This window comes from Streptomyces sp. NPDC050534, from assembly GCF_044457745.1.
Taxonomy (GTDB): domain Bacteria; phylum Actinomycetota; class Actinomycetes; order Streptomycetales; family Streptomycetaceae; genus Streptomyces.
The window spans coordinates 1,089,601-1,101,927 of the sequence record NZ_JBITHF010000002.1; the positions used below are offsets into that span (position 1 = coordinate 1,089,601).

The 12,327-nt window shown below is 71.9% G+C and carries 14 protein-coding genes and 1 tRNA gene; 14 read left to right on the forward strand and 1 reads right to left on the reverse strand.

Going from position 1 to position 12,327, the window contains the following annotated elements; all coding sequences use genetic code 11:
* Positions 1 to 49 precede the first annotated feature (49 nt).
* The 13 genes from ACIBN2_RS10715 (at position 50) to ACIBN2_RS10775 (ending at position 10,919) form a co-directional block, all read left to right on the forward strand.
* Entirely contained in the window at positions 50 to 721 is a 672-nt protein-coding gene (locus ACIBN2_RS10715; RefSeq protein ID WP_399133885.1) for a M15 family metallopeptidase, read from the forward strand.
* Between the two features lie 86 nt (positions 722 to 807).
* Positions 808 to 1,794, forward strand: coding sequence for an endonuclease/exonuclease/phosphatase family protein (locus ACIBN2_RS10720; protein ID WP_399133982.1), 987 nt, complete (start codon positions 808 to 810; stop codon positions 1,792 to 1,794).
* A 173-nt stretch (positions 1,795 to 1,967) separates the two neighbouring features.
* A complete protein-coding gene (locus tag ACIBN2_RS10725) occupies positions 1,968 to 2,681 on the forward strand; it encodes an SDR family NAD(P)-dependent oxidoreductase (RefSeq protein WP_399133886.1) in 714 nt (237 codons plus the stop codon).
* A 32-nt stretch (positions 2,682 to 2,713) separates the two neighbouring features.
* Positions 2,714 to 3,085 (forward strand): YybH family protein, encoded by a 372-nt coding sequence (locus ACIBN2_RS10730; RefSeq protein WP_399133887.1) that lies wholly within the window; start codon positions 2,714 to 2,716, stop codon positions 3,083 to 3,085.
* A 69-nt stretch (positions 3,086 to 3,154) separates the two neighbouring features.
* Positions 3,155 to 4,336: a Gfo/Idh/MocA family protein gene (locus ACIBN2_RS10735; RefSeq protein ID WP_399133888.1), complete on the forward strand. Its 1,182-nt coding sequence runs from the start codon at positions 3,155 to 3,157 to the stop codon at positions 4,334 to 4,336.
* 146 nt (positions 4,337 to 4,482) lie between these two features.
* Entirely contained in the window at positions 4,483 to 5,511 is a 1,029-nt protein-coding gene (tdh, locus tag ACIBN2_RS10740; protein WP_399133889.1) for an L-threonine 3-dehydrogenase, read from the forward strand.
* A 36-nt stretch (positions 5,512 to 5,547) separates the two neighbouring features.
* Positions 5,548 to 6,741, forward strand: coding sequence for a glycine C-acetyltransferase (locus tag ACIBN2_RS10745; protein WP_399133890.1), 1,194 nt, complete (start codon positions 5,548 to 5,550; stop codon positions 6,739 to 6,741).
* 65 nt (positions 6,742 to 6,806) lie between these two features.
* Positions 6,807 to 7,709, forward strand: a complete 903-nt coding sequence (locus tag ACIBN2_RS10750) for a LysR family transcriptional regulator (protein WP_399133891.1) — start codon at positions 6,807 to 6,809, stop codon at positions 7,707 to 7,709.
* Positions 7,710 to 7,776: 67 nt separating this feature from the next.
* A complete protein-coding gene (locus tag ACIBN2_RS10755) occupies positions 7,777 to 8,361 on the forward strand; it encodes a helix-turn-helix domain-containing protein (protein ID WP_399133892.1) in 585 nt (194 codons plus the stop codon).
* Positions 8,358 to 8,903, forward strand: a complete 546-nt coding sequence (locus tag ACIBN2_RS10760) for a GNAT family N-acetyltransferase (RefSeq protein ID WP_399133893.1) — start codon at positions 8,358 to 8,360, stop codon at positions 8,901 to 8,903. Before ACIBN2_RS10755 ends, ACIBN2_RS10760 begins: the two co-directional genes overlap by 4 nt.
* 30 nt (positions 8,904 to 8,933) lie before the next feature.
* Positions 8,934 to 9,290, forward strand: coding sequence for an MmcQ/YjbR family DNA-binding protein (locus ACIBN2_RS10765; protein WP_399133894.1), 357 nt, complete (start codon positions 8,934 to 8,936; stop codon positions 9,288 to 9,290).
* A gap of 138 nt (positions 9,291 to 9,428) precedes the next feature.
* On the forward strand, positions 9,429 to 10,736 hold the full coding sequence (locus ACIBN2_RS10770; RefSeq protein ID WP_399133983.1) for an MFS transporter: 1,308 nt from the start codon (positions 9,429 to 9,431) through the stop codon (positions 10,734 to 10,736).
* 109 nt (positions 10,737 to 10,845) lie between these two features.
* A tRNA-Pro gene (locus ACIBN2_RS10775) sits at positions 10,846 to 10,919 on the forward strand.
* Positions 10,920 to 10,965: 46 nt separating this feature from the next.
* On the opposite strand, the gene ACIBN2_RS10780 is transcribed toward ACIBN2_RS10775, so the two are convergent.
* A complete protein-coding gene (locus ACIBN2_RS10780; RefSeq protein WP_399133895.1) occupies positions 10,966 to 11,400 on the reverse strand; it encodes an ATP-binding protein in 435 nt (144 codons plus the stop codon).
* 143 nt (positions 11,401 to 11,543) lie between these two features.
* Here ACIBN2_RS10780 and ACIBN2_RS10785 point away from each other — a divergent pair, with 143 nt between their 5' ends.
* Positions 11,544 to 12,311, forward strand: a complete 768-nt coding sequence (locus ACIBN2_RS10785) for an IclR family transcriptional regulator (RefSeq protein ID WP_399133896.1) — start codon at positions 11,544 to 11,546, stop codon at positions 12,309 to 12,311.
* The last annotated feature ends 16 nt before the right edge of the window (positions 12,312 to 12,327 follow it).

Genomic DNA, 12,327 nt, shown 5'->3' on the forward strand with positions numbered 1-12,327 from the left:
TCGAAATCCGCATACGTGCCGGCAACACCGCGCCGCCTTGACTGGCGGCATGACGCGAACCCCGTCCTCAGCCCGAACCGCGCCCTCCCGTACCCCGCGCTCAGCCCGTCCCCCGACCCGCCGCTTCCGGTCGCTCCTCGTCGTCGGCCTGCTGCTCGTCGTCCTGGCGGCGATCACCGCGGCCCTCGGCCACGAGTTACCGAAGGCCCCGTCCATCGGGGCCGCATCACCTTCGAACCTTCATCGCGGTGAGCGCCATGGTGCGCTCGGCGAGGCGGACGGTGCCGTCCCCGACGGCGTGACGGTCTTCGACGGGACGCTCCCGGCCGTGGCCCGCCTCGATCCAGGTCTGCTCAAGGCCCTCCGCCGGGCCGCGACGGACGCCGCCGACGACGGAGTGCGGTTCTACGTCAACAGCGGCTGGCGTTCCCCGGCGTACCAGGACCAGCTTCTTCGCGAGGCGGTCGCCAAGTACGGCTCCGAGGACGAGGCCGCCCGATGGGTGACCACCGCGGCGACGTCTCCGCACGTGTCGGGGGACGCGGTCGACATCGGGCACTCCGACGCGACGGCGTGGCTGTCCGCACACGGTGCCGCCTACGGGCTGTGCCGGATCTACAGGAACGAACCCTGGCACTACGAACTGCGCGCCCACGCCATCGACCGTGGCTGCCCGCCTCCGTATGCCGATCCCACCCAGGACCCGAGGATGCAGCAGTGACCAGCACTTTTGATACGGACACCAGCACCGGCGAGCGTGAGCGCGGGCGGGGAGCCGGCACCTGGCGCGCCGGCATCCGCCGGGCGATCCGCGCCGGCTCCGGCCCGGGGCCCTGGAGGCGCGGCCCGGTGCTCGCGGCGCTCGCGCTGCTGCTCGGCATGCTCATGCTGCTGCACGCGAGCATCCCGAACCGGATCGGGAACCTCGGCAGCCTGGTGGAGACCTTCCTGCCGTGGTTCGGCCTGTTCGTCCCGGTGCTGCTGGCCGGGGCGCTGTGGCGCCGCTCCGCCTCCGCGGTCGTCGCGCTGCTGCTGCCGGTCGTGGTCTGGCTGAACCTCTTCGGCGGGCTGCTCGGCGACAAGTCCCGACCGGGCGGCGACCTCACCGTGGCCGGTCAGAACGTCGACGCCGGCAACCCCGACCCGGCCGCCACCGCCCGCGACCTGGCCGCCTCCGGAGCGGACGTGCTGGCTCTGGTGGAGCTGAGCGAGCGGGCGAAGCCGGTGTACGAGAAGGTGCTGGCGACGGCGTACCCGTATCACGCGGTGCTGGGCACGGTCGGGCTCTGGAGCAAGCTGCCGCTGTCGGACACCCGGCCGGTCGACGACGGCATGGACTACGGGCCGCTGGCGGCCACCAAACCGGCCGACGTCAGGCTGGCCTCGACCCGGGCACTGCGCACCACGGTGGCCACGCGGCAGGGTCCGCTGGCGGTGTACGTGGCCCACCTGGGCTCCGTACGCGTGAATCCCCGGGCGGGCTTCTCGGCGGACCAGCGGGACCGGGGCGCGCAGGCGCTCGGCAAGGCCGTCGCCGCCGAGAAGAACGGGCGGGTGGTGCTGCTCGGCGACCTCAACGGCACCCTGGACGACCGCGCGTTCGGCGTCCTCACCTCGCAGCTGCGCTCGGCTCAGGACGTGGCCGGCGACGGCTTCGGCTTCAGCTGGCCGGCGACGTTCCCGGTGGCGCGGATCGACCAGATCCTCGTCCGCGGCGTCAAGCCGGTCAGGTCGTGGGTGCTGCCGGCCACCGGCAGCGACCACCTGCCGGTGGCCGCCGCGGTCAGCTGGTGAACACCGTCGCCCGGCCCTCCTGATCTGCACTGCGAGCCTGAGCCTCGCAGGCAGGAGGAAACCGGTCCCGCGCAAACCCCTTCCGGCCTTTGACGCTGCGGGTCCGGCGACCTACCTTCCAAATAGTCGACCGGTCGTCTAGTAGATCGGTCCCTCATACGGAGAAGGTCACCATGAGCACGCAGAACCAGAAGGTCGCGATCGTCACCGGCGCCTCGCAGGGCATCGGCGCCGCCATCGTCGAGGGCTACCGCAAGCTCGGCTACGCGGTCGTCGCGACCTCGCGGACCATCGCTCCCGTCGATGACGCGGACGTCCTGACCGTCCAGGGCGACATCGCCGACCCGGCCACCGCCGAGCGCGTGATCGCGGCCGCCGTCGAGCGGTTCGGCCGCATCGACGCCCTGGTCAACAACGCGGGCGTCTTCGTCGCCAAGCCGTTCACGGACTACACGGCCGAGGACTACGCCGCCGTGACCGGCATCAACACCGCCGGTTTCTTCCACATCACCCAGCAGGCCGTGCCGCACCTGCTCGCCCAGGGCGGCGGCCACATCGTCAGCATCACGACCAGCCTGGTCGACAACGCGGACGCCAACGTCCCGTCCGTACTGGCCTCGTTGACCAAGGGCGGTCTGCAGTCCGCGACCAAGTCCCTCGCCATCGAGTACGCCACCCGCGGCCTGCGCGTCAACGCCGTCTCGCCCGGCACCATCAAGACGCCCATGCACCCGGAGGAGACCCACGAGGTCCTCGCCGGCCTGCACCCGGTGGGCCGGATGGGCGAAGTCGGCGACATCGTGGACGCGGTGCTCTTCCTGGAGACCGCGCCGTTCGTCACCGGCGAGATCCTGCATGTCGACGGCGGTATGAGCGCCGGACACTGACAACCCACCAGGCCAGCGAGCAAGGAGCGGACATGACCACCACGACAGGCGACGAGACGATCCTGCACGGAGTCCTCGACCGGTGGAAGGCCGGGGTGGACGCGCATGAACCCGAGCGCGTGGCAGCCACGTTCACCGAGGACGCCATCTTCCAGGGCCTGCACCCCTACAGCGTCGGACGGCCGGGCGTCGCCGCCTACTACGACTCCCAGCCCCTGGGGATGAAGGCGGCGTACCGCGTTCTGGAGACCAGGCGGCCCGCCGACGGCCTCGTGCTCGGCTACCTGGACGTCGAGTTCTCCTTCACGGACCGGCCCGCCCTGTCCGTGAAGCTCTCGGTGCTGGTCACCCGGGTGGGAGACGATTGGCTCATCAGCCACTACCAGGTCTCCCGCCCCGACTAGGGACTCGCGACAGGCCCCAGCCCGGTCCACGCGAGCAGTCCGGGGCGCACGGCCAAGGAAGGGTCCGCCATGACCGACCTGCGCCTCGGAGTCCTCGGCCACGGACTGCGCGGTTCCCTCGCCCGGGTCGCCCACCGGCCCGGCGAGGGCGCCCGCGTCACCGTCGTCGCCGACCACGACCCGGCGTGCCGGAGACAGGCCGCCGAGCGGATCGACGGGGTGCGGACGGTCGTCGACCACCGCGAGGTGATCGAGGACCCGGACGTCGACGCCGTGCTGATCCTCACCCCGGACCACACCCACGCCGACCTCGCCTGCGCGGCCCTGCGCGCAGGCAGGCCCGTCTTCGTGGAGAAGCCCCTCGACATCACCGTGGAGCGTTGCGACCGGATCCTGCGCACCGCCCACGAGACGGGCACGCGCCTCTACGTCGGCCACAACATGCGGCACATGCCGGTGATCCGCCAGATGCGGGAGATCGTCGCGCGCGGCGACATCGGCACCGTCAAGACCGTCTGGGTGCGCCACTTCGTCGGCCACGGCGGCGACTTCTACTTCAAGGACTGGCACGCCGAACGCCGTTACACCACAAGCCTGTTGCTGCAGAAGGGCGCCCACGACCTCGACGTGCTGCACTGGCTGGCCGGCGGCTGGACCCGCCGGGTGCAGGCCTTCGGCGACCTCATGGTCTACGGCGACAACCCGCACCGCCGTGCCCCCGGCGAGCCGAAGAGCGCCGACTGGTACACGGAGGACGGCCACTGGCCGCCGCACACCCAGCGCGCCCTCAACCCGGTGATCGACGTCGAGGATGTGTCGATGGTCAACATGCGCCTGGACAACGGGGTGCTGGCCGCCTACCAGCAGTGCCACTTCACCCCCGACTACTGGCGCAACTACACCGTCATCGGCGACGCGGGCCGTCTGGAGAACTTCGGCGACATACCCGGGGGAGCGGTGCGGGTGTGGAACTCCCGCCGCTCCGGCTACCGCGCCGAGCCCGACGCGGAGTACCGGGTGTCCGAGCCGGTGGACGACGCCGAGCACGGCGGCGCGGACCCGCTGGTCATCGACGAGTTCCTGCGCTTCGTACGGGAGGGCGGGCGCACCGACACCTCACCGGTCGCCGCACGGATGGCGGTCGCGGCGGGATACGGGGCGACCCGTTCGCTGCGCGCGGGAGGCGCCGTGCAGGAGGTACCGCCCCTGGACGACGACCTGGTCGCCTACTTCGAGCGGGGGCAGGTGTGAAGCGGATCTGGGGCGCGGCTTAAGAAATCCTCGATGGACCCGGGGTGGTCCGGTGCGGCAGATTGCTGGGTGATTCCACCCCCCACCCCCGGATGCGGGCCGCTTCGGCATGCCCGCATCCGGACCCTCGAGCACAGGAGCCGTACGTGAAGGCGCTGGTCAAGGAGAAGGCGGAGCCGGGGCTGTGGCTTGCGGACGTTCCGGAGCCCGCGGTCGGACACGGCGACGTACTGATCAAGGTGCTGCGTACCGGTATCTGCGGCACCGACCTGCACATCCGGGCCTGGGACGGCTGGGCGCAGCAGGCGATCAGCACGCCGCTGGTGATCGGGCACGAGTTCGTCGGCGAGGTCGTGGAGACCGGCCGGGACGTCACGGACATCGCCGCCGGCGACCGGGTGAGCGGTGAGGGTCATCTGGTGTGCGGCAAGTGCCGCAACTGCCTGGCCGGGCGGCGCCATCTGTGCCGGTCCACGATCGGGCTCGGCGTCGGCCGGGACGGCGCCTTCGCGGAGTACGTCGTCCTGCCCGCGTCGAACGTGTGGGTGCATCGCGTGCCCGTCGACCTCGACGTGGCGGCGATCTTCGACCCGTTCGGCAACGCCGTGCACACCGCGCTGTCCTTCCCGCTGGTCGGCGAGGACGTGCTGATCACCGGTGCCGGGCCGATCGGCCTGATGGCCGCCGCGGTGGCCCGCCACGCGGGTGCCCGCAACGTCGTCGTCACCGACGTCAGCGAGGAGCGCCTGGAGCTGGCCCGCAAGATCGGCGTGAGCCTCGCCCTGAACGTGTCGCAGGCCGAAATCGCCGACGGGCAGAAGGAGTTGGGGCTGCGCGAGGGCTTCGACATCGGCCTGGAGATGTCCGGACGGGCCGAGGCCATGCGCGACATGATCGCCAACATGACGCACGGCGGCCGGATCGCCATGCTCGGCCTGCCCGCCGCGGAGTTCCCGGTCGACTGGGCCCGGATCGTCACCTCGATGATCACGATCAAGGGCATCTACGGCCGTGAGATGTTCGAGACCTGGTACGCGATGTCGGTGCTGCTGGAAGGCGGCCTCGACCTGTCGCCCGTGATCACCGGGCGGTACGGCCACCGCGACTTCGAGGCGGCGTTCGCCGACGCGGCGAGCGGCCGCGGCGGCAAGGTCATCCTCGACTGGACCGCGTAACTCCCCTTCGGCGACGGCTTTTTAGGAGCTTCCCCCATGTTCGACTCCGTGCGCGACGACCTGCGCGCCACCCTCGACGAGATCCGCGCCGCCGGTCTGCACAAGCCCGAGCGCGTGATCGGCACCCCGCAGTCCGCGACCGTGAACGTCACCGCGGGCGGCCGCCCAGGCGAGGTCCTCAACTTCTGCGCCAACAACTACCTCGGCCTGGCCGACCACCCCGAGGTCGTCGCCGCCGCGCACGAGGCGCTGGACCGCTGGGGCTACGGCATGGCCTCGGTCCGCTTCATCTGCGGCACCCAGGAGGTGCACAAGGAGCTGGAGGCGCGGCTGTCCGCGTTCCTCGGCCAGGAGGACACGATCCTGTACTCCTCCTGCTTCGACGCCAACGGCGGCGTCTTCGAGACGCTGCTCGGCCCCGAGGACGCCGTCATCTCCGACGCCCTCAACCACGCGTCGATCATCGACGGCATCCGCCTGTCCAAGGCCCGCCGCTTCCGCTACGCGAACCGTGATCTGGCGGACCTGGAGAAGCAGTTGAAGGACGCGGCCGACGCCAGGCGCCGGCTGATCGTCACCGACGGCGTCTTCTCCATGGACGGCTACGTGGCCCCGCTCGCGGAGATCTGCGACCTCGCCGACCGCTACGACGCCATGGTCATGGTCGACGACTCGCACGCCGTCGGCTTCGTCGGCCCCGGCGGCCGCGGCACTCCCGAGCTGCACGGTGTCATGGACCGCGTCGACATCATCACCGGCACCCTCGGCAAGGCGCTCGGCGGCGCCTCCGGCGGCTACGTCGCCGCCCGCGCCGAGATCGTCGCCCTGCTGCGCCAGCGCTCGCGGCCGTACCTCTTCTCCAACACGCTGGCCCCGGTGATCGCCGCGGCGTCCCTGAAGGTCCTCGACCTGCTGGAGTCGGCGGACGACCTGCGGGTCCGGCTGGCCGAGAACACGGCGCTCTTCCGCCGCCGGATGGTGGAGGAGGGTTTCGAGATCCTCCCCGGTGACCACGCCATCGCCCCCGTGATGATCGGCGACGCGTCGGTGGCCGGGCGCATGGCCGAGCTGCTGCTGGAGCGCGGCGTGTACGTGATCGGCTTCTCCTACCCGGTGGTCCCGCAGGGACAGGCCCGCATCCGCGTGCAGCTGTCGGCGGCGCACTCGACGGACGACGTGAACCGCGCGGTGGACGCGTTCGTCGCGGCGCGGGCGGAGCTGGAGGGCTGAGCGCCGGCTGAGGTCCGTGCCACGGGAGGGCCGAGTTCCTCGCGCGGCTTGCGATAATCGGTCCCATGATCGAAGCGCGGCGGCTGCACATCCTCCGTGCGGTGGCCGACCACCGCACGGTGACGGCGGCTGCCGCCGCGCTGTACCTCACGCCCTCCGCCGTCTCCCAGCAGCTGACCGCGCTGGAGCAGGAGACCGGCCACCGCCTGGTCGAGCGCGGCGCCAAGGGCGTACGGCTGACCCCGGCCGGCGAGATCCTGCTCAGCCACACCAACGCGGTCCTCGCCCAGCTGGAACGGGCCGAGGCGGAGCTCGCCGCGTACGGCTCGGGCGCGGCCGGCACGGTCACCGTCGCCTCCTTCGCGACCGGCATCGCACAGGTCGTCGCCCCCGCGGTGGCCCGCCTTGCCCAGTCGGCGCCCGGCATCCACATCCGCGTCCAGGACGCCGAGGGCGACGCCAGCCTGCCCATGGTCCTGGACCGGCAGGTCGACGTCGCGGTCGCCGTCGAGTACCGGGGCGCGCCGCCGGCCGACGACCCGCGCCTGACCCACGTCCCGCTGTACGCCGAACCCTTCGACGCCGTCGTCCCGCTCGCCCACCGCCTGGCCGACGCCGCCGAGGTGCCGCTCGCCGAGCTGGCCAAGGACCCGTGGATCGGCCCCTACCCCGGCAACCCCTGCCACGAGGTGGTGGTGCTGGCCTGCGAGGCGGCCGGTTTCCAGCCCCGTCTGGAGCACTCCTCGGACGACTTCCGCGCGGTGGTGGCGCTGGCCTCGGCGGATGCGGGCGTGGCGCTGGTCCCGCGCTCGGCGCTGCGGGGAATGGACCTGTCGGCAGTGGTCGTACGGCCCGTCGACGGGGTCGCGCCGACGCGCCGGGTCTTCGCGGCCGTACGGCGGGGAGCGGAGGAGCACCCGCTGATCCGGCCGGTGCTGGAGGCGCTGGGGGCGGCGGCGCGGGGGTAGGGGCCCGTGACTGAAGCCGTACGGAAGCCTCAGACGCCCGTCTCTGATGTGGGATAGCATCCCGAATATGAAACAGGACGTTGCCGAGGCCGGGCCGGATCCCGTCGACGCCCGGCTCGGCGCCCGCCTGGCCGAGCTGCGGGCCGAACGGGGCTGGTCCCTGGGCGAGTTGGCGGAGCGCAGCGGCGTCAGCCGCTCGACCCTCTCCCGCGCCGAGCGCGCCGAGATCAGCCCGACCGCGTCCCTCCTGAACCGCCTGTGCGGCGTCTACGGACGCACCATGTCCCAGCTGCTCAGCGAGGTCGAGGCGGAGCCCGCCCAGCTCGTGCGGTCCGCGGAACAGCAGGTCTGGCAGGACAGGTCCTCCGGTTTCGTACGACGGTCCGTTTCGCCGCCGCACGCCGGACTGCGCGGTGAACTCGTGGAGGGACGGCTGTCCGTGGGGGCGGACATCGCCTACGACCGGCCGCCCGTACCCGGCCTGGAACAACACGTCTGGGTCCTGGAAGGAGCACTTGAGGTGACCGCACAGGACGTGGAACACCACCTCGACGCCGGGGACTGCCTGCGGCTGCGGGTGTGGGGGCCGACGCGGTTCCGGTGCGCGGGAGCCGAGGGCGTGCGGTACGTGCTGGCGGTGGTGCTGCCGTGACCACGGACGTCATCGTGACCCACGTGGACGCCGACGAACTCCACGCGCGCGTGGAGCAGTTGGCGGACCTCCTCGTCGACACCGTGGACGGCGGCGCCTCGATCGGCTTCCTCGCCCCTCTCGACCGGGCCGAGGCCCGCGCCTGGTGGAAGGAGCGCGCGACGGGCGTCGCCGCCGGGCAGCTCGCCGTGTGGGCGGCACACGCCGGGGGCCGGGTGCTGGGCACCGTCACCCTGGCCTTCCCGGACAAGCCCAACAGCCGCCACCGCGCCGAACTGGTCAAGCTGATGGTGCACCGGGACGCCCGGGGCCGAGGTCTCGGCCGCCGGCTCCTGACCACCGCCGAGGAGGCGGCGGCCACGGCCGGCATCACGCTCCTGCACCTGGACACGGAGACCGACAGCCCCGCCGAGCGCCTCTACGACGCGGCGGGCTGGACCCGGATCGGCGCGATACCGGACTACGCGGCCGCCCCGGACGGCGTTCTGCGCCCGACGTCGATCTACTTCAAGAAACTGATCCCCGCCGCTCCCACCAGGTGATTGTCAGTGGCTGCCGCTACGGTGCTGGGCATGCCGGACGCCGAAGACGTACGCCGTATCTGCCTCTCCCTGCCGGACACGACGGAGAAGATCGCCTGGAGCATGCCCACGTTCCGGGTCGCGGGCAAGATGTTCGCCACGCTGCCCGAGGACGAGACCTCCATCGCCGTGCGCTGCCCCAAGGAGGAGCGCGACGAACTGGTGCTGGCCGAGCCGGGCAAGTTCTGGATCGCCGACCATGAGGCGATGTTCGCCTGGGTGCGAGCCCGCCTCTCCGCGATCGAGGACGAGCCCGAACTGCGCGACATCCTCGCCGACTCCTGGCGCCAGGCGGCACCGTCCCGACTGCTCGACGCCTACCCGGAGTTGGGGCTTCCGCGGGAATGAAATCGCGTCGAGCGTTGTCGGTGCAGCGTGGCATGCTGCGGGACAGAAGCGTGAGCCGGGGCGGAGGGGTCCCTCGGGCATCCGGCAGGGAGCGGGGAGGGGACGTACGGGGTGGGCGCAGGTCAGGACAGCCGTGACATCGTTGCCGAACTGAAGGCGGGGCAGCTGACGAGGGAACGACCGGTGTGGTCCCGCGACTTCGGCCTGTTCTTCGCCGCCCGCGCCGTCGCCCGGCTCGGCGACACGATGCTCCCCGTCGCCCTCGCCGCGGGCCTGCTCCAGCACGGATACGGGGCGGGCGCGGTCGGCCTCGCGATGGCCGCCACGGCTGCCGCCTTCGCCGGACTGGTCGTCTTCGGCGGCGTCATCGCCGACCGCTTCAGCACCCGCAAACTGATGATCGGCGCCGACCTGGTGCGCCTCGTCACCCAGTCCCTCGCCGCGGCGCTGTTCTACTCCGGCCACGTCGTGCTCTGGCAGATCTGCGCGATCGGCTTCGCCAACGGCGTCGCGGGCGCCGTCTTCCAGCCCGGCGTCGCCAGCACGGTGCCCCGGCTCGCCTCCGACGTCCAGGGCGCGAACGGCGCCATACGCATCGCCGAATCCGCCGCCCAGCTCGCCGGCCCCGCCGCCGCGGGCCTCCTGGTCGGCTTCGCCTCACCGGGCGGCGTCTTCGCAGCCCACGCCGCCACCTACGCGATGAGCGCGCTGTGCCTCCTGCTGCTCCGGCTGCCCCCGCCGGCCCCGGGCACCGGCCCGGCGTCCCACGGCGGCTCCGGTGCCTTCCGTGCCGACCTGATCGAAGGCTGGCGCGAATTCCGCTCCCGCACCTGGCTCTGGGGCGTCATAGCCGTCTGGTGCGTGTACATGATCGCCGTATGGGGGCCCACCGTCCCGCTCGTGGCCACCGAGGTGGTCCAGCAGCACGGACCCCGCGCCTACGGCCTGGTCAACTCGGCCCTCGGCGCCGGCACGGTGGTCGGTGGCCTCCTCGCCCTGCGCCTGCGCCCCCGCCGTATGCTCCGCGCCGGCGCGATGTCCCTCTTCGCCTTCGCGGGCTTCCCTGCGACGGTCGGAGCCGGCCTGGGCGTCCCGCTCATGGCGGCCGGAGCTGCCGCCGCCGGAGCGGGCATGTCCTTCTGGGGCGTCATGTGGGCCACCAGCGTCCAGACCCAGGTCCAGCCCGACGTCCTCAACCGCATCCACGCCTACGACGTCGCCGGCTCCCTGGCGATGATGCCGGTCGGCCAGGCTCTGGCGGGCCCCGCCGCCACCGCCCTGGGTGCCGGCCACGTCCTGCTCGTCTCCGGAGCGATGAGCCTCGCGATCCCCGTCGCCCTGCTCGCGGTCCCGGCGATCCGCAACCTGATCCGCGTCGACACCCCGAAGGCGATCTCGGCACCGGGCCCGCTGCGCGAGCGGCCCTGCGCGGAGCCGACGGCCTGACCGGCCGGCGACCGCCTCGCCGCCCAAAAGCCATTCACGACCACCGACCCGAGTGCGGTATGGTTTCTGTGCACGTCCGGCCCGGGGAAACCCCAGGTCAGACAGGCACCGGGACGTGGCGCAGCTTGGTAGCGCACTTGACTGGGGGTCAAGGGGTCGCAGGTTCAAATCCTGTCGTCCCGACGGTGCGAAGGGTCTTCGCAGGCGAAAGCCTGGGAGGACCCTTTTCTCATCCCCGGCCGACCCGCAGCTCTGCCCATCGGTTGGTCTCGCCGGCCTGCACGTCCACGCCGCAGCGGGCCGCCAGCGCGGTCACGATGTCGAGCCCTCGGCCGTGCTCGTCCGGATCGAGGGCGCAAGGTGACAGGCCGGCCGGGGTCACGGGTCCCCTGTCGGTCACTTCGACGCGGATGGCTCCGCACCCGTCCAGTTCGGTGCGCGACAGTCTGAGCGTCGCCGGGGGCAGGGCGTGGACGATCGCGTTGGTGAGCAGCTCCGAGACCACGAGCAGTACGTCTTCCGTACCGTCCGCGTCCAGGTGCCAGTCGGTGAGGACCATACGTATGCGACGGCGCACGGCCGAGACGGCCCCCGGGTCGTGCGGAAGTCCGAAAACGTGTTCGGCTTCCCCGCGAGGCGCGGCGGTGAGCTGCGCTGTCGTCATGTGTCCTCCTCGGGGAAGCGCTACGGGCCGTAGGCGGGGCGTGATGGCACGCTAGGGAGGAAATGCCCGACCGGTCAACGAACCTCGGTCGGCATTACCGAACGGCAGTCCCTCATCGGGAAAACCCGGACTACCATCGCGTCATGGCCGGACCGGTCCAGTCCATCGAACGAGCCGCGGCGATCCTGCGCCTGCTCGCGGGCGGATCCCGTCGGATGGGGCTGGGCGAGGTGGCCTCGTCGCTCGGCCTGGCCAAGGGCACCGCGCACGGAATTCTGCGCACCCTGCAGCACGTGGACTTCGTGGAGCAGGACCCGGAGACCGGGAAGTACCAGCTCGGGGCGGCTCTGCTGCACCTCGGCACCAGCTATCTCGACGTGAACGAACTGCGTTCGCGCTCCATCAACTGGGCCGACGCACTGGCCGCCCGCAGCGGGGAGGCCGTGCGCCTGGGCACCCCTCTGGAGGGCAAGGTGCTCGTCATCCACCACGTCTTCCGGCCGGACGACACCCTGCAGACCCTCGACGTGGGCGCGCTGCTGCCGTTGCACGCCTCCTCGCTCGGCAAGGTGCTTCTGGCCTACGGGGTCACGCCCGTGGACGCCGTGCTGGAGGCCGAACCGGAGTCGTACACCCGGCACACCCTGGTCCACCCGGGGGCGCTCAACCGGGCGCTGGCCGAGATACGGGATCTCGGCTGGGGCGCCGAGGTGCAGGAGATGAGCATGGGCGAGGCCGGCATCGCGGCGCCGATCCGAGGGCAGGGCGGTCTGGTGGTGGGCGCGCTCGGAGTGTCCGGCGCCGTGGAGCGGATCTGCGACACCAAAGGCCGGCCGGTGCCGGCCCTGATCACCGTGCTCCGGGAGGCGGCACGCGCGATCTCCAGAGACCTGGGTGCGGCCCGCTGGTAGGCCCCCAGCCCCCAGC